The sequence below is a fragment of the Algimonas porphyrae genome, from assembly GCF_041429795.1.
Classification (GTDB): domain Bacteria; phylum Pseudomonadota; class Alphaproteobacteria; order Caulobacterales; family Maricaulaceae; genus Litorimonas; species Litorimonas porphyrae.
This window is the reverse complement of record NZ_CP163424.1, coordinates 571,454-586,533: the sequence shown is the minus strand read 5'-3', so window position 1 is coordinate 586,533 and position 15,080 is coordinate 571,454. Positions and strand designations below refer to the sequence as shown.

General features: G+C 61.3%; 17 protein-coding genes. 3 read left to right on the top strand and 14 right to left on the bottom strand.

Annotated features, from left to right (window positions below; genetic code table 11):
• Positions 1 to 9 precede the first annotated feature (9 nt).
• The 12 genes from AB6B39_RS02950 to gap form a co-directional block, all read right to left on the bottom strand.
• Positions 10 to 708 carry an RNA-binding protein gene (locus AB6B39_RS02950; RefSeq protein WP_284371840.1) on the bottom strand — a complete coding sequence of 233 codons (699 nt, stop codon included), beginning with the start codon at positions 706 to 708 and terminating at the stop codon, positions 10 to 12.
• 38 nt (positions 709 to 746) lie between these two features.
• Positions 747 to 2,456 carry a transcription termination factor NusA gene (nusA, locus tag AB6B39_RS02945; protein WP_284371637.1) on the bottom strand — a complete coding sequence of 570 codons (1,710 nt, stop codon included), beginning with the start codon at positions 2,454 to 2,456 and terminating at the stop codon, positions 747 to 749.
• Between the two features lie 4 nt (positions 2,457 to 2,460).
• A complete protein-coding gene (rimP, locus tag AB6B39_RS02940) occupies positions 2,461 to 3,024 on the bottom strand; it encodes a ribosome maturation factor RimP (RefSeq protein WP_284371635.1) in 564 nt (187 codons plus the stop codon).
• Between the two features lie 133 nt (positions 3,025 to 3,157).
• Positions 3,158 to 3,886: a hypothetical protein gene (locus tag AB6B39_RS02935; protein WP_284371633.1), complete on the bottom strand. Its 729-nt coding sequence runs from the start codon at positions 3,884 to 3,886 to the stop codon at positions 3,158 to 3,160.
• A 52-nt stretch (positions 3,887 to 3,938) separates the two neighbouring features.
• Entirely contained in the window at positions 3,939 to 4,610 is a 672-nt protein-coding gene (trmB, locus tag AB6B39_RS02930) for a tRNA (guanosine(46)-N7)-methyltransferase TrmB (RefSeq protein WP_284371631.1), read from the bottom strand.
• 37 nt (positions 4,611 to 4,647) lie between these two features.
• Positions 4,648 to 5,073, bottom strand: a complete 426-nt coding sequence (locus AB6B39_RS02925) for a helix-turn-helix domain-containing protein (protein ID WP_284371629.1) — start codon at positions 5,071 to 5,073, stop codon at positions 4,648 to 4,650.
• A gap of 54 nt (positions 5,074 to 5,127) precedes the next feature.
• Positions 5,128 to 6,744, bottom strand: a complete 1,617-nt coding sequence (lnt, locus tag AB6B39_RS02920) for an apolipoprotein N-acyltransferase (protein ID WP_284371627.1) — start codon at positions 6,742 to 6,744, stop codon at positions 5,128 to 5,130.
• Complete coding sequence (locus AB6B39_RS02915) at positions 6,741 to 7,679, bottom strand: hemolysin family protein (protein ID WP_284371625.1); 939 nt, start codon at positions 7,677 to 7,679, stop codon at positions 6,741 to 6,743. Before AB6B39_RS02915 ends, lnt begins: the two co-directional genes overlap by 4 nt.
• A gap of 6 nt (positions 7,680 to 7,685) precedes the next feature.
• The gene (ybeY, locus tag AB6B39_RS02910) at positions 7,686 to 8,159 is read right to left on the bottom strand and encodes an rRNA maturation RNase YbeY (RefSeq protein WP_284371622.1); all 474 of its coding nucleotides are present in this window, start codon (positions 8,157 to 8,159) and stop codon (positions 7,686 to 7,688) included.
• On the bottom strand, positions 8,140 to 9,189 hold the full coding sequence (locus AB6B39_RS02905; RefSeq protein WP_284371620.1) for a class I fructose-bisphosphate aldolase: 1,050 nt from the start codon (positions 9,187 to 9,189) through the stop codon (positions 8,140 to 8,142). Before AB6B39_RS02905 ends, ybeY begins: the two co-directional genes overlap by 20 nt.
• A gap of 2 nt (positions 9,190 to 9,191) precedes the next feature.
• Complete coding sequence (locus AB6B39_RS02900; protein WP_284371618.1) at positions 9,192 to 10,397, bottom strand: phosphoglycerate kinase; 1,206 nt, start codon at positions 10,395 to 10,397, stop codon at positions 9,192 to 9,194.
• Positions 10,398 to 10,400: 3 nt separating this feature from the next.
• Positions 10,401 to 11,411 (bottom strand): type I glyceraldehyde-3-phosphate dehydrogenase, encoded by a 1,011-nt coding sequence (gap, locus tag AB6B39_RS02895; protein WP_284371616.1) that lies wholly within the window; start codon positions 11,409 to 11,411, stop codon positions 10,401 to 10,403.
• Positions 11,412 to 11,643: 232 nt separating this feature from the next.
• Here gap and AB6B39_RS02890 point away from each other — a divergent pair, with 232 nt between their 5' ends.
• The gene (locus tag AB6B39_RS02890; protein WP_284371614.1) at positions 11,644 to 11,955 is read left to right on the top strand and encodes a DUF4164 family protein; all 312 of its coding nucleotides are present in this window, start codon (positions 11,644 to 11,646) and stop codon (positions 11,953 to 11,955) included.
• Positions 11,948 to 12,313, top strand: a complete 366-nt coding sequence (locus AB6B39_RS02885; RefSeq protein ID WP_284371611.1) for a cell division protein ZapA — start codon at positions 11,948 to 11,950, stop codon at positions 12,311 to 12,313. Before AB6B39_RS02890 ends, AB6B39_RS02885 begins: the two co-directional genes overlap by 8 nt.
• Positions 12,314 to 12,649: 336 nt before the next feature.
• On the opposite strand, the gene AB6B39_RS02880 is transcribed toward AB6B39_RS02885, so the two are convergent.
• Positions 12,650 to 13,558: an IclR family transcriptional regulator gene (locus tag AB6B39_RS02880; RefSeq protein WP_284371609.1), complete on the bottom strand. Its 909-nt coding sequence runs from the start codon at positions 13,556 to 13,558 to the stop codon at positions 12,650 to 12,652.
• Between the two features lie 189 nt (positions 13,559 to 13,747).
• Between AB6B39_RS02880 and AB6B39_RS02875 the strand changes: the two genes are divergently transcribed.
• Positions 13,748 to 14,422: a DUF2959 family protein gene (locus tag AB6B39_RS02875; protein ID WP_284371607.1), complete on the top strand. Its 675-nt coding sequence runs from the start codon at positions 13,748 to 13,750 to the stop codon at positions 14,420 to 14,422.
• A gap of 126 nt (positions 14,423 to 14,548) precedes the next feature.
• Here AB6B39_RS02875 and AB6B39_RS02870 read toward each other — a convergent pair whose 3' ends face one another.
• Complete coding sequence (locus AB6B39_RS02870) at positions 14,549 to 15,049, bottom strand: ferritin-like domain-containing protein (protein WP_284371605.1); 501 nt, start codon at positions 15,047 to 15,049, stop codon at positions 14,549 to 14,551.
• Between the last annotated feature and the right edge of the window lie 31 nt (positions 15,050 to 15,080).

Below are 15,080 nucleotides of genomic sequence, written 5' to 3'. Positions count from 1 at the left end.
TCAACCGCCTTAAGGCGGTGGTTCCAGCGCAATTTCATGCCGCGCATCGGACCAGGTGGGCGGCAGTAATGGCTCGAAACCGGCCAGTTTCTGCGCGGTGATCTTCACTTCGCCGACCATCGGGCCGGATATTATCGCCGCATGCACGACCGGATCGCGCCCCAGCGCCTGGCCAATCTCGGCGGCCGTAAAACAGCCGATGACCGGCGGATCGGGCCGCTTCACCCCTTGCGAGGACATCTCGCGTGCAGTCGCCAGGCTAAGCGTGCGGATCTTGCCACGCCCATCGGGTGCACCATCCGTGGCCTCGATCCGGATCGCCACATCACCTCGCGAGGCCGGTTCCCTTACGCCCGTTTCGCCAAAGACCAGCCGCCCAGCCTTGCGCGCCATGGTCAATTGACCCAGCAGGCGCCGACGCAACTGCGTCCGGGTCTGATCGATCAACACGTCCGCATCGGCAGAGACCTTGGTCTTGAAGCCCCGATTGAAGCCCCCTTTCTGTACCGCCTGGCGCAGCGCATCTGCATCGGCAGACACCCAGCAGCCGCGTCCCGGCAACTTACCGAGCGCATCCGCAACCACTGCGCCGTCCGGCGAGAGAACATAGCGAACCATCCACGCAGGATCGCGTACGTCGCCGCTGGCGACGCAGCGGCGCTCACGCGACTTGTGGCCACGCTTGTCCCCCTCGTCAGGGGCGTTGATGTCGGTTTCCGCAGTCAGCGGCCCGGGTCAGAGGCGCATTATGCGCCTGTTCCTTCTGTGTTCGCGCCGTCGCTGTTGAACAGCGCTTCGGCGGCATCGATCGGACGTTCAGGAGCCTGATAGGCGTCCGGATCGACGGCGCCTTCTCCGTCTTCCGCATCGCCTTCTGCACTGGCGTAGAGGTCTTCTTCGCTGATCCAGCCCGCGTGAACACGGGCCCGCATGATCAGGTTGGTCGCATCCTCGGCGGTGAACTTCATGTCTTCGAACAGACCGGGTTCGCGGATCCGCTCGCCGTCCTTATATTCGACATAACCCGTCAGATCATCCGGGATGAGACCGGCCACATCCTCGACGGACAGGATTTCGTTTTCACCGAAAATCACGGCCATCGGCAGGGTGACGCCATCGATTTCGAGCACGCCGTCTTCGACACCCAGCTCGGTCCGTTTGGCATTCTGCTCCTCGGCGATCTTTTCGAGATATTCACGGGCTCGGGCTTGCAGCTCCATCGCCGTTTCCTCGTCGAAGCCTTCGATAGAGGACAGCTCGTCCAGTTCGACATAGCCGACTTCTTCCATCGTCTCGAAGCCTTCGGAAACGAGCAGCTGCGCGACCATTTCGTCGACATCCAGACCATCCATGAAGAGCTGCGAGCGTTCGCGGAATTCCTGCTGACGCCGTTCGCTTTCCTGTTCTTCGGTCAGGATATCCAGCGCCCAGCCGGACAGCTGCGAGGCCAGACGCACATTCTGGCCACGACGGCCGATGGCGAGGCTGAGCTGCTCTTCAGGGACGACGACTTCGATCCGTTCGTCTTCCTCATGGATGACAACCTTGGTGACGGTCGCAGGCTGCAAGGCGTTGACGATGAAAGTCCCGAGATCTTCGGTGTAAGGAATGATGTCGATGCGTTCGCCCTGCAATTCATTGACCACGGCCTGCACGCGCGAGCCGCGCATACCGACACAGGCCCCGACCGGATCGATCGAACTGTCATTGGAATAGACGGCGATCTTGGCGCGGCTGCCCGGGTCTCGGGCGACGGCCACGATCTGGATCGTGCCTTCATAGACTTCCGGCACTTCCTGCGCGAACAATTGCGCCATGAATTGCGGATGGGCGCGTGACAGGAAAATCTGACTGCCTCGCGGCTCTTCGCGGACATCCATGATATAGGCGCGAATCCGGTCGCCCGGCTTGACGTTTTCACGCGGCAGGGCCTGATCGCGACGCACGACCGCTTCGGCGCGGCCCAGATCGACAATGATGTGGCCATATTCGACGCGCTTGACGATACCGTTGATGATCTCGCCGATGCGGTCCTTGAATTCTTCATATTGACGAGCGCGTTCGGCTTCGCGGGTCTTTTGCGTAATGACCTGCTTGGCCAAGTGCGTCTGCACGCGGCTCGGTTCGATCATGGGCAGCGGCGTGGAAATTTCCGCGCCGATTGCAGCGTCAGGATCATCCATCTGCGCGGTCGACAGACCGACCTGCGCCTGGGGTTCCATCACCTCTTCATCGGCCACGATCGTCATGACCCGTCGCAGGCTCATCTCGCCCGTCTCGGGATGCAGGAAGGCGCGGATATCCAGCTCAGCGCCGTAACGCATCTTGGCGGCCCGTTCGAAGGCTTCCTCGATCGCACGCAGGACGATCTGTTTGTCGATGCTCTTTTCCTCGGCAACCGCTTTCGCGATCTGAAGCCACTCGAGCTTGTTGGCGGAAACGCCGGCGATACCCACGGTACTATTCCTCTTCTTCGTTGTTCGAAGCAGCAGCTTTCGCTGCGTCTTTCTTGCGTTGACCCTCGGCGACCAGCTCATCCGTGATCAGCAACTTGGCCTCGGCGATCCAGTCAAACGGGATCGAGGTCGTATGCTCATCATCCCCGTCGAGATTGATATCGACCATTTTCGACCCCTGAGGATCAGGCTCGACCCCTGCCAGCACGCCGCGAAAGCGCTTGCGCCCTTCGACCATGCGGTCCAGCTCCAGCCGGGCCAGATAGCCCTCATAGGCGCTGAAATCCTCGATAGCGGTCAGAGGCCGGTCGATACCGGGGCTACTGACCTCCAGCACATAGGCATCGTCCAGCGGATCTTCCACTTCCATCGTCGCCGACAGCTCACGCGACAGCGCTTCGCAATTCTCGATCCCCATCAGGCCGTCGGACAGACGTTCAGCCATGATCTGCACGGTCCGGCGTTTTCCGGCCATGACGCGCACGCGCACGATCCGCAGACCCAGATCTGCAGCAATGGGCTCAGCAAGCGCCAGAATGCGCTCATCAATATGGGTCTTGGTCTTCAAGACGATCCTTCAAAGTCCCAATAAAAAAACGGCCCGCCGTGACCGGGGGCCGCCTGGCTGGCAACTGCCAGATCCGGCGATGTGAGGCTCATATAGGCCTCGCATACCGTCTTGGCAAGTGTCGCTATGCGGTTCAGATCGCGTTGAGAACGAGGCTGAACACGAGGAAGAAACCAAGGATGAGAACGGCCATTGCGGCTGTCAGCCCGAGCGCGCGAAACGTGGACATGGACCCACCCATTCGAAAACACCAGAAATAGACCCACATGGGCAGAGACAGGATCGGGATGGTATTGAGATCGTAGAGGGTCTGCTTGTTCCAGCCCTCCATCGCCACGCCAGCAGCGTCGATAATCAGGCTCGACAAGATGATCCAGCAGATCGCGGTCGCAATGGCGTAGAAGCTGGCCCGCAAGGACACGCGTATATCCCACCATTCCCCCGCGAACCGCGTTAAAGCCCGACCGAGAATACCGAAAAGCACGGCCGCGACGAAAACCGGCGCGATCCGCGACAGGGTCTTCCAGATATCACCCTCTGCGGCGGCGGCCGCGACATCGACAGCCAGTTTCGGACCGATTGCACCGCCATTGCTCTGCACGATTTCGGGCGTGACGAGTGACCCGACAAAGACGAGAATGACGGCCAGCGAGAGAACGAAATAGGCCCCGGGCGACAGGATCATGCCCTGTCGCCCATCAGGATCATCCGCGATCAGCAAAGGGGCCAGCTTCCAGGGCTGAAAGATTGCGACAAACAGTGTCGGAAAGACAGCAATGATCGCCAATCCGGCGCCCGTGACGAGCCGGTCCAGCCCGCCAAGCGGATTACGCTCTTCCAAGTCGATGTTGGGTCCGGACATGGCACTGCCCCTCTCTCAGGTTGGGGGCTTTTCACCCTATTCTGTCAAGAGGTCAAACCCGCGTGAAGGTGAACCAGTAGGGGGTCCGCCCTTCCCGGCGCGCTTTGGCTTCGTATTTGGTGCCCGGCCAGTTTTCTGGTGGCTGTTTCGGATCGCTGCCATCCCAGACAAATCCGCCGCCTGTCTGGCGCGCATGGCTGCGGAAGCGGGTCAGCGCCCAGTCGACATAATGCGGTATATCGGACGCAAAGATCAGCGATCCGCCCGGCGCGATGAGCCGGTGCAGCTCTGTGATAAAGGCTGTCCGGATGAGGCGACGCTTATTGTGGCGCGACTTCGGCCACGGATCGGGAAAGAGGATGTAGACACGTTCCAGGCAGCGATCCGGCATTTCGGTCATCAATTCGCGCACATCGCCCCGAAACAGACGCAGATTGTCCAGCCCCTCTTCGGCGGCTCCACGTACAGCTTTGGCCGTCCCGTTCAGAAACGGCTCCGCGCCGATGATGGACATGTCCGGATGGGTCCGTGCCAGATGCAACACATGCGATCCCATGCCGTAGCCGATTTCAAGCCAGATCGGACCGTCCGGCAGCGTATCGCCCGGTCTGATCTCAAGCCGCGGCCAATGTTCGGTCATGACGGCCTGTTGCGAGACTGTCAGGGTCCGGCCCTTGGCGCGGCCAAAGGTACGGAAACGGGTGTCGTCCGGTTGGGAATTCATGGCGGGCGGCCTAGCGGCGCGTCCGCCTCAAGACAAGTTAGTCGCTCTTGGCAGCACTGTCTTTGGCGAGACTGCGGGCCAGTTCGAGTATCTGGCGGCGCACGGCCTTGTTCTTGATCTGGCTGACAGCTTTGGCGAGTGCAACGCCGTCGGAGCTGTTGATGAAGTCGTACACGATAGGCATCTGATCATTCTCGCCGAACTCGCCCGCTTCGATCTGATCGGTCATGCCTTCGAAGAAATAGGAAACCGGAACTTCCAGCACTTGCGACAGACGCCAGAGCCGGGACGCGCCGACCCGGTTGGTCCCGCGTTCATATTTCTGAACCTGCTGAAACGTCACGCCCAGCTGGTCGCCAAGCTTTTCCTGGCTCATTTTCATGACTTGACGTCGCAGGCGGACGCGCGCGCCGACATGGACGTCAACGGGGTTTGCAGATCGAGGTGCGTGCTTGCTGGTCATGGTTATATCCCCTTCCACCGGGGGCTCTTATTTCTTGTGGAACCGCCGCGAGCCCTAACTACGGCGCGAACCAATCGCCCCTAGTAAGAATAAACATAGATTAATCAAGAGCAGCGCTGCATTGACCTGCCTCATCGAAACAGTTGAGCCAATGGCCATGGGCAGGACTGCATCCAGATGGTCGATCCCTTCCGCTGACAGGACGCGATCGGCGCGTCCGTAGGGATCGAACACGCCGCTAATCCCGTTCGCCGCGGAGCGGATCAGCGGCAGTCCCTCCTCGATCGCGCGGTAGCGCGCGATGGCGGCATGCTGATGCGGGCCAGTTGTCGCCCCGAACCAGGCATCATTGCTCTGATTGAGGATCGCCTGCGGAGCCGGACGGCCATTGCGGGCGCGTGGCGTCAGACCCGGAAAGATGACTTCGTAACAGATCTGCGGCGAAATGGGCGGCAGGCCCGGAAATTGCGCAATCCGCTTTTCCGGTGCCGGCGTGATCGAGCCGAGCGCCGTTGACACGAGCCGCGCCCCGATCTGCTCTACGATTTCCCCACCCGGAATGAACTCTCCAAAGGGGACCAGCTTGGCCTTGTCATTGGTTGCAGCGATCGCCGGGAAGCCCGAAGCGTCAAACGTTACGGCGACGGCACTATTATAGTAGCGCGACTTGGCGACACCGGTGCGCGGGTCGGGGCTTATCTCCATCCGGAGCGAATTCATCAACCAGACCGGCGGGCTGTCATCGGCGCGAACCAGCAGTTCACCCATGATTTGCAGCAGTCTTTCATCCTCTATCGCAAGGCCGTTGACCGCCCCTTCGGGCCAGACCAGATGGGTGACATCCTCCAACCCCGGCGCAAGGCTGGCGCGGATATGATTGTCGATCACCTGATTGGTCGTGGCCGGGTTGATCTTCTCCGACTGGTGGAACGGTGCGTCGACAAGCCGCAGCAGGACACCCGGCTGAATATCGGTCGATGCGGAGGCCAGACGCAGCTGCCCGAAGGAGAACAGGACGACCAGAATGGCCACGCCGCCCACAGCCGATATCGCGTTGCGGGTCAGCAGGGCGATCCCGAACAGGGCCGCAATCCCGTAGGCGATCAGGCTCAACCCATAGACGCCGACCAGACTGGCGCTCTGACTGATCGCGCCGCCCGGTTCGAACGCATAGGCCGCCATGTTCCACGGAAAGCCGGACAGGACATGGCCGCGCGCAAGTTCGGCCAGCATATAGGTCGCAATGAAGAGGCCAGCGGCCCACCATACGGATCGCCCGCGCGCGAAACGGACGGTCAGCGCCCCTGCAATACCCCAGAAGAGCGACAGAAGGATCGCCAGCCCCCCGACCAGCGGCGGGATCATGGGGATGAATTCCGGGCCGCGCTGGATAAAGGCCGATGCGATCCAGAAGCAGCTGGCAGAAAACCAGCCCAGGCCGAATAGCAGCCCGGTTCTGAACCCGGCACGGACAGGGCGGTCCCCATCCGAGACCCCGATCAGCCGGACGAACAGGAGCGACAGCGAAAGAAGTGTCGCGCCCCAGATGTGAAACGGCGCAAAACCCAGCGCCGCAAAGGCACCGATAGCCGTAACGGCGAGTCCCGCCAGCCAGCCGCGTCGGCGAGCCAGGGGCGGGACTGCCACGACGCCGCGACGGCGTTCGCTCATGGGTGGCTCAGAATGGCGGCGACGTCCTCGGCCGTCGGGGCCGTCTGTTTCGGCAGGGTGACACGCAACCGCTTCACCCGGCGCGGATCGGCGTCGACGACTTCCATCTCCACCCCTTGCGGGTGAACGATGATTTCGCCGCGCTCCGGCACGCGTCCGGCCAGGGTGAAGACCAACCCGCCCAGCGTATCGACTTCCTCTTCTTCGTCCAGTGTGGCGAAGTCGCGTCCGATCGCCTCCTCGAATGCATCGATGCTCATGCGCGCATCGGCGTCCCAGCAGATCTTGCCATCATCCCGCACGACCTTGCTCAGCGTGTCGTCCAGTTCATCATGTTCGTCTTCAATGTCGCCGACGATCGGCTCGATCAGATCCTCGATGGTGACCAGACCGTCCGTCCCGCCATATTCGTCGACCACGATCGCCATATGGATGCGCCGAACCTGCATCCGGCGCAACAAATCCTGAGCCAGCATGGAGGGCGGCACATACAGGACGGGGCGCTTGATGGTCCGGATGACTTTCCGGTCCGGATAGGTCTTGGCCGTGCGCCCGCGCGCATCGAACATCAGATAGGGCAGCAGATCCTTGATATGGACCATGGCGATCGGATTATCGAGCGTGTCTTCGAAGACCGGCAGCCGGGAATGACCCGCATCACGAAACGCCTTGGACAATTCCTTCAGTGTCGCTGTTTTCTCGATGGCAACAATGTTGGCCCGCGGCACCATGACATCGTCTACACGAAGCAGGTGGAAGCGCTCTGCCGCGTCCATCATCCGTTCCTGCGCCGCCGCTTTCGCGGTTGGCGAGGCAGCCTCCTCCGTGCCAGCATCGACGGAGCGACGGCGGAAGACCTTGCTGAACAGGGAGGGCTTTACGGATTCTGACGCCGGGTCGGGTTGGTCCGAAGGCGACGATGGATCGGTGGTCATAGCGCGCTAGCCACTATCCGAGCTGTAGGGATTGTCAATCGACAGACACGCCAAGGCCCGGACTTCGCGCGCTTCCATATCCGCCGCATCCTGATCGGCCTCATGGTCGAAGCCCTGAAGATGCAGCACCCCGTGGATCAGAAGGTGGACAAAATGGTTGGGGAAGGACTTGCCCTGCTCCCGCGCTTCGCGCGCAATCGTTTCGCGTGCCAGAACGACGTCGCCCATCATCGCGGTTTCCGGCGGCATTGGAAAGGACAGGACATTGGTCGGCTTATCCCGTCCACGAAAATCCCTGTTCAGCGTCCGGACCTTATCGTCATCGCTCAGCACGATGGACAATTCGCCCAGCAGCGGGGCATCGACGGTGGACAGGGCGGCCTGGACAGCCGGGCGGATCAGATCGTCGATATCCGGCCAGGCTGCGTCCAGCCGGGCAATCTCAATCGTCAGGCCCGGTCTATGCGTCGACTTCGGCATCGACCTCCGGCGACCATTCGCCCTTGGATGCCAGACCATTCATCCGCGCGCGGTGCGCGAAGGCCGCCTGCGCAGCATCGTAATTCGCCGCCTTGCCCTGCCAGGCAAAAAGTGCGGATTGCTGCAAGGCGCGCCCGTAGGAATAAGTCAGTTTCCAGGGGAAGCCGCCGATCTTGTTCATCATGTCGAGATTGCGGGTCGCTTCCTCATTCGCCTGCCCGCCAGACAGGAAGGCGATGCCCGGCACAGCCGCCGGGACCGTATCCTTCAGCACCTTGATGGTGCGCGCTGCAATATCTTCGCGCGATGGCTGATCCGCACATTCCTTTCCGGCCACGACCATGTTCGGCTTCAGGATCGTCGCTTCCAGCGCCACGCCTTGTTCATAGAGTTCGGTGAACAACGAATTGAGGCAGCGTTCCGTGACTTCGTGACAGCGCTCGACGCTATGCGCGCCGCCCATCAGCACCTCCGGCTCGACAATCGGCACGATACCCGCTTCCTGACACAGGGCGGCGTAGCGACCGAGCGCGTGCATATTGGCCTTGATCCCGCCTTCCGTAGGCGTGCGGCCCACGGCCACGTCGGGATGGGAAATCTCGATCACGGCCCGCCATTTGGCGAAGCGCGCACCGAGCGCATAATACTCCGCCAGCCGTTCGCGCAGACCGTCCAGACCTTGGGTGATAGTCTCGCCCGGACGTCCGGCCAGAGGGGTAATGCCCTTATCGACCTTGATGCCCGGAATGGCACCGGTCGCCTTGATCAGATCGACCATGGAGGTTCCGTCCGAGGCTTTCTGCCGGATGGTTTCGTCGAACAGAATGACGCCGGAAATATGGTCGTCCATGGCGGGACGCGTGCGGAACAGCATGTCGCGCCAGTCGCGGCGATTGTCTTCCGCATTCTCCGTGTCGATCGAAGCGAAGCGTTTGCCGATCGTCCCGGTCGACTCATCCGCCGCCAGAATGCCCTTGCCGGGCACGACCATGGCGTTTGCCACGGCGACCATTTCATCCATCTTGCTCATCTTCACGCGCTCCCTCTTGTCACAATTTTGATGCCGGGAAGGGTCTTGCCTTCCATCCATTCCAGAAATGCGCCGCCTGCGGTCGAGACGAAGGTAAAGGCGTCGACGACATCGGCTGCGTTGAGTGCCGCAACCGTGTCCCCGCCGCCAGCAACCGCGATCAGCGCGTCGGCGCGCACCCGCCGCGCCGCATATTTCGCCGCTTCGATGGTCGAGGTGTCGAAAGGCGGCGTTTCGAACGCGCCCAGCGGTCCGTTCCAGATCAGCGTCTTGGACTTGTCCATCGCGTCCATCAACTCGGTCACAGTTTCGGGTCCGACATCAAGGATCATCTCGTCCGACTTGACGCCGTCGCTGCCGGGATCGGGTATGGCGCGGACCTGCGTCTCTGCACCGGCTTTGAATTCGGTTGCCGTGACGACATCGACCGGCAGAATGATTTCGCAATTCGCTTTCTGCGCCGCCTTAAGAATATCAGTCGCCTTGCCGATCAGGTCGGGCTCGGCCAGGCTTTTGCCGACATCGTGACCCTTGGCCAGCAGAAAAGTATTGGCCATGCCACCGCCAATGGCGAGGCGGTCGAGCTTGGTGACCAGATTTTCCAGCAGATCGATCTTGGTACTGACCTTGGCTCCGCCGACAATGGCCATAACGGGCGTTTCGGGATGATCCAGCGCGGCCGCCAGATGATCCAGCTCACGCGCCATCGCCAACCCGGCATAGGTCGGCAGATAGTCCGCAATGCCGGCAGAACTGGCATGGGCGCGGTGGGCGGCGGAAAAGGCGTCCATCACGAACAGATCGCCAAATTCGGCCAGTTCCTTTGCCAGCGCGGGATCGTTCGTCGTCTCACCCGGCTGGAAGCGCGTATTTTCCATCAGCAGCACATCGCCGGAACCGAGATCATCCAGCGCATTGATATTCGGCGCAGAGAGAAAACGCACCGGCGTTTCGAGCGCTTCGGCCAGCGGCGCCGCAACGAAACCCAGTGAAAGGGCCGGATCGACCTTTCCCTTGGGACGCCCGAAATGCGACAACAGCACGACCGCTGCGCCCTGTTCGCGTAGATAACGGATCGTGGGGAGTGCAGCCTGAAGCCGCGTATCGTCGCTGATCGATCCGTCCTCACTGCGCGGCAGGTTGAAGTCGACGCGCACGAGCGCGGTCTTGCCGGACAGGTCTGCCTCTTCGAGACGTTTGATATCCATTGTCTAGGCGAGCCCGAGCCGCTGACCCATGACGCGCGCGACATCGATCATCCGGTTCGCAAAGCCCCACTCATTATCGTACCAGGCGATGACCTTGACCAGATCGCCGTCCATGGATTTGGTCAGCAGGGCGGCGTAGGTCGCACTGTGTGGATCGTGATTGAGGTCGGAACTGACCAGCGGGTTTTCCGAATAACAGATAATGCCTTTCATCGGGCCCTGTACGGCGAGTTTCATGGCGGCGTTCAGCTCTTCGGCCGTCGTGTTCTTTTCGGGCTGGAAGGCCAGATCGATCATGGAGACATTCGCTGTCGGGACACGCACGGCGGCGCCTGCCAGACGACCATCCAGTTCCGGAATGACCGTGCCGACCGCCTTGGCCGCACCCGTACTGGTCGGGATCATGTTCAGGCCGGCCGCGCGGGCCCGGTACAGATCCTTGTGCGAATTATCGAGAATGCGCTGATCCTGCGTATAGGCATGAACCGTCGTCATGAAGCCACGCTGAATGCCGACCGCGTCCAGAATGACCTTGGCGATCGGAGCCAGACAGTTGGTTGTGCAGGATGCGCAGGAAACGAGCCGGTCTTCGCTGCCCAGCAGATCGTGATTGACGCCGTAGACGATGGTTTGGTCGACGTTCTCGCCGGGGGCTGAGATCAGCACGGCTTTCGCCCCGCCATCGAAATGAGGTTGGCATTTTTCACGCGATCGGAACAGGCCGGTACATTCCATGACCAGATCCGCCATCTCCCACGGCACGTCAGCCGGGTTGCGCTCATGCGTCATGCGGACCTTGCCGCGCCCGAAATCGATCCAGTCGTCGCCTTCCTCCACGGTCGCCGCGAATCGGCCATGAACGGAGTCGTAGCGCAGCAAATGGGCGGAGGTTTCAATCTTGCCGGGCGAGTTGATCAGAACCAGCTCGACATCGGAAATGTCATATTCATGCAGGGCACGCGCGACGAGGCGGCCGATGCGACCAAAGCCGTTGATGGCGATCTTGAGAGTCATGGGCGGTTGGGTCGATCCTGAAATCTGGCCCACCGGAACGGATCCGGGCGGGCATGAGCCATTTGGGCCGGCGCGGGTCGCCAGCGTCTTGAGGTTGGACCGCCGTTACGCGGAACGACCCGTCGGGGCAATGCGCCAGAGCCAAAAATACCCTTGTTGAACGGCATTTCTTGCGTCATTCAGTCAGCAAGAAGAGGACTTTACCCCGATTGCGATGATTGACAGCGCTGACATGGAACAGACAGGTCTTACCGATGCGGCGCGCGCCCTGTCGGATGCGCTCGGCGCGCTGGAACGCGCGCTTGATCCGATGCTGGCCAGACTGTCCCAACTGGAAACACAGGTGACGGAAGCCGGGGCCCTGTCCGAAGACCGGGCGCGGCTGGCGGCGGAACTGGATGATGCGCTGGAAGCCCGGCGTGTGCGCGAAGCGGAATTCGAGACCCTGTCGCGACAGACCCGCGCTGAGCTCGACGCCACGATCAGTACATTGCGGAACGTTCTGCAAGGCGGCGCGGAGCCGCAGGGAGACGGCCATGGGTAAGGTCAGCTTGAATATAAATGGTCGCTCCTACGGGTTGGGCTGCGAAACCGGCGAAGAAGAACGGCTGATGCGGCTGGGACAGCGACTGGATGCCAGAGTGGCCGAAATGGCCAATCAGTTCGGACAGATCGGCGATCTGCGCCTGCTGGTCATGGCGGGGATCACCCTGCTGGACGAAATGGACGACCCCAAGGGCAATGTGGATGCGCAGGTGAATGCGCGGCTGGGATCACTCCGGGCCGAAGCCGACGATGCGTTGAAAGCCAAGGCGTCGGCGGAAGTCAAAGCGGCTGAAAGCCTGATGTCCGCCGCGCAGCGCATCGAGCGGCTGGCCGAACGCCTCTCGGACAGCGACTGAACGCAGCCCGTCCGTTAACCGCACCCGACATTGAGGCTTGCGCGCGGACGCGCCCCGCCCCACATAGTGCCGGACGGTTTCTGCGGGTTGCGTGAGCAGCACTAATCCACCGGACCTTACTGTATCCTTCGGGAGCTGGCTCTGTTCGGACCGTGGTCCGTTTAATTCCGGCACCCACCTCAAATTGAGGTTCACGAGGATTTTTAAGCCGCCACGGGCTTTGTGGGGCCGTCACTTTACCAACCCCAATATCTGCTCCGAGCGCAGCGAGGGGTTGTCGCGATACTTACCTGACTGCCGCCAGGCAGAGCGCCCTCTAAGTCTCATCCAGAGCCCTCATTCCGGCCCCGGCAGACGCGCGAGCGCCCCACGGCCCAGTATGGCGTCTTCGATCGAGCGTGGCAGACCCGCGACGAAGCCGCGCAGCACGGGCGCGATCTCCGCGCCGCGTTCGCGGATCACATCCGCAGGACCGCCGACCCCGACGCAGAGATGGCGCCGGACGGTCCGCGACGGCAGAGCCACGGCAATCCCCCCCGTACTTTCATGGGACGGGCCGACGGCAATGGCATAGCCCTGTGCCCGTGTGTCCTGAACCCCCTCCAGCGCGGCGCCAGCCGTTTCCTTCCAGAAACTGTTTTCGACCTCATGTACGGTGCGCCGGATCAGCTTGCCGATATCCGCATCCGCATCGCCGCTCAGCATGGCATAGCCGGTCGCCGAACAGACGAGTGGGCGCACCGATCCGGTTTCGACATGTTCCCGCACCGGACCGTCATGGTGATGCGTGTAGATATATTGCGAATAGATCCCGTTGCGCATCGCCAGAAAGACGGTCTCGCCGATGGTTTCGGACAGTCGGGCCAAATTATCCGTGAAGTCATCCGGCAGGGCCGCCATCCGGACCAGCCAGTCGCCTAGAAAGCTGAGGCGCAATGTCGGATAGAAGGCCCGGCTTTCGACGTCGCGCTCCAGATAGCCGCTATCGAGCAGGGATTTGGTCAGGGCCGAGGCCGAGCTTTGCGGCATGTTGAGATTGTCAGCGATCTCGCCGATCGAGGCCGGACGTTTCGCGTCGGCAAAGAATTCGAACAGGGCCATCGTCCGGAAACTGGACTTCAGCATGTTTTCCGTATCATCGAGCCGCAAGACCTGCCCCGGCACATCGCCGCCCGTCGCAAGCGGGGGCAGACCGGTCCGCTGATCCGGATGATCGCGAGGGGTCGTATCGAGAGGAGCGCTCATGCCGCTCATCTGCCATGCAGACGCAGATAGCGGAAGGGCCGTGCCACAGTCGGCAGGCTTTCCCGGTTCAGCCCCAATCAGGGCAGGCTCGATACAGGACCGCCATCAGCCGGGAACGAAAGCGGCAACCCTGTGTTAGTCACAGCAGCACGGCCCGTTCCGGGTCACCACGCTTTCAGGGAGCCCATAATGAGCCGATCACGACACACATCACATCGACTGGCCTTGATCATGTGCGCCGCCATGCTGGTGCCGGCCACCGTGACGGGCTGCGCGACAGCAGCCTACACGATCCAGGAACAGTTTGGCATCGAGAAGCGTGACATACTGGTCGACCGTGTCGGCGATGTCGCCAAGTCGCAGGATGAGGCGAAGGAAGAGTTCGAAGATGCGCTGAGCGCTTTCCGCGCGGTCGTCGCCGTCGATGGCGGCGAGCTGGAAGACCGCTATGACGATCTCAGTCGCGCCTATGACCGGGCCGACGCTCAGGCGTCCGAAGTGCGCAACCGCGTTGAGTCCGTGAAACGCGTCTCGCGCGATCTGTTCCGGGAATGGGAAGCGGAACTGGATGATTATTCCGACGCCGGGCTGCGCCGATCCTCCGAACGCCAGCTGCGGCAGACCCGGCAGACCTATGACGTTCTTGCCGACAAGATGGACCGCGCCACCGAATCGATGAACCCGGTTCTATCCGTCTTCCGTGACCGCGTGCTTTTCCTGAAACATAATCTGAATGCGCGCTCGATCGCCTCACTGGAAGGCGAACAGGCCGATCTGGAAGATGATGTGGCGCGCCTGATCGCCGAGATGGAACAATCCATTTCAGCGGCTGACGACTTCATTCAGTCAATGCGGGGATCGTAACCCGCCACCCGAATTAGGATTAGCGGAATAGGCGGGCTGAGTAGCCCGCCTCTAATTTTCGTCAGACACAAAAAAAGCCGCCCGCAGATTCTGCGGACGGCTTTTTTGGTAAATGGGCTCAGGCCGTTAGGCGGCCATCGCTTTTTCGTTGATGGATGCGTGGGCCAGTTTGGTAAAGCGCAGATCGCCTTCCATCGTCTTTTCCTTACACTCTTCCAGCGTCGCGGCGTTTTCGAAATCGCCGAGGCGCTTTGCAAAGGCTTCGACCGTGCCGTAACCGGTGATCGCATAGTGGGCCATGCGCTGATACTGGCTGATCAGCATGGCATCGCGAACACTGTCATCGCCGAATTCTTCATCCAGCACATGTTCTTCGGCTTCCTTGGTCAGGCCTTTCATGCCCTTGCAGGTCGCGTTTCCAACACCTTCGCCGTGGCTGTCGAGGATCGACTTGATCGCCGCATTGCCTTCCTTCGTGCCCTCGATGGAGCGCTTCAGCGCATCCTGCAGGTCCGAACAGCTGGCGGCGTCGATCAGCTTCTCGACGGTCGCATTCGCCTGTTCGTTAGCGTCATACAGGTCCTTCAGTTCAGCGATGTAAAGTTGTTTCAGATTTTCGATAGCCATGTGTCGTTTCTCCTTGGTTTGCGGGCGGCCC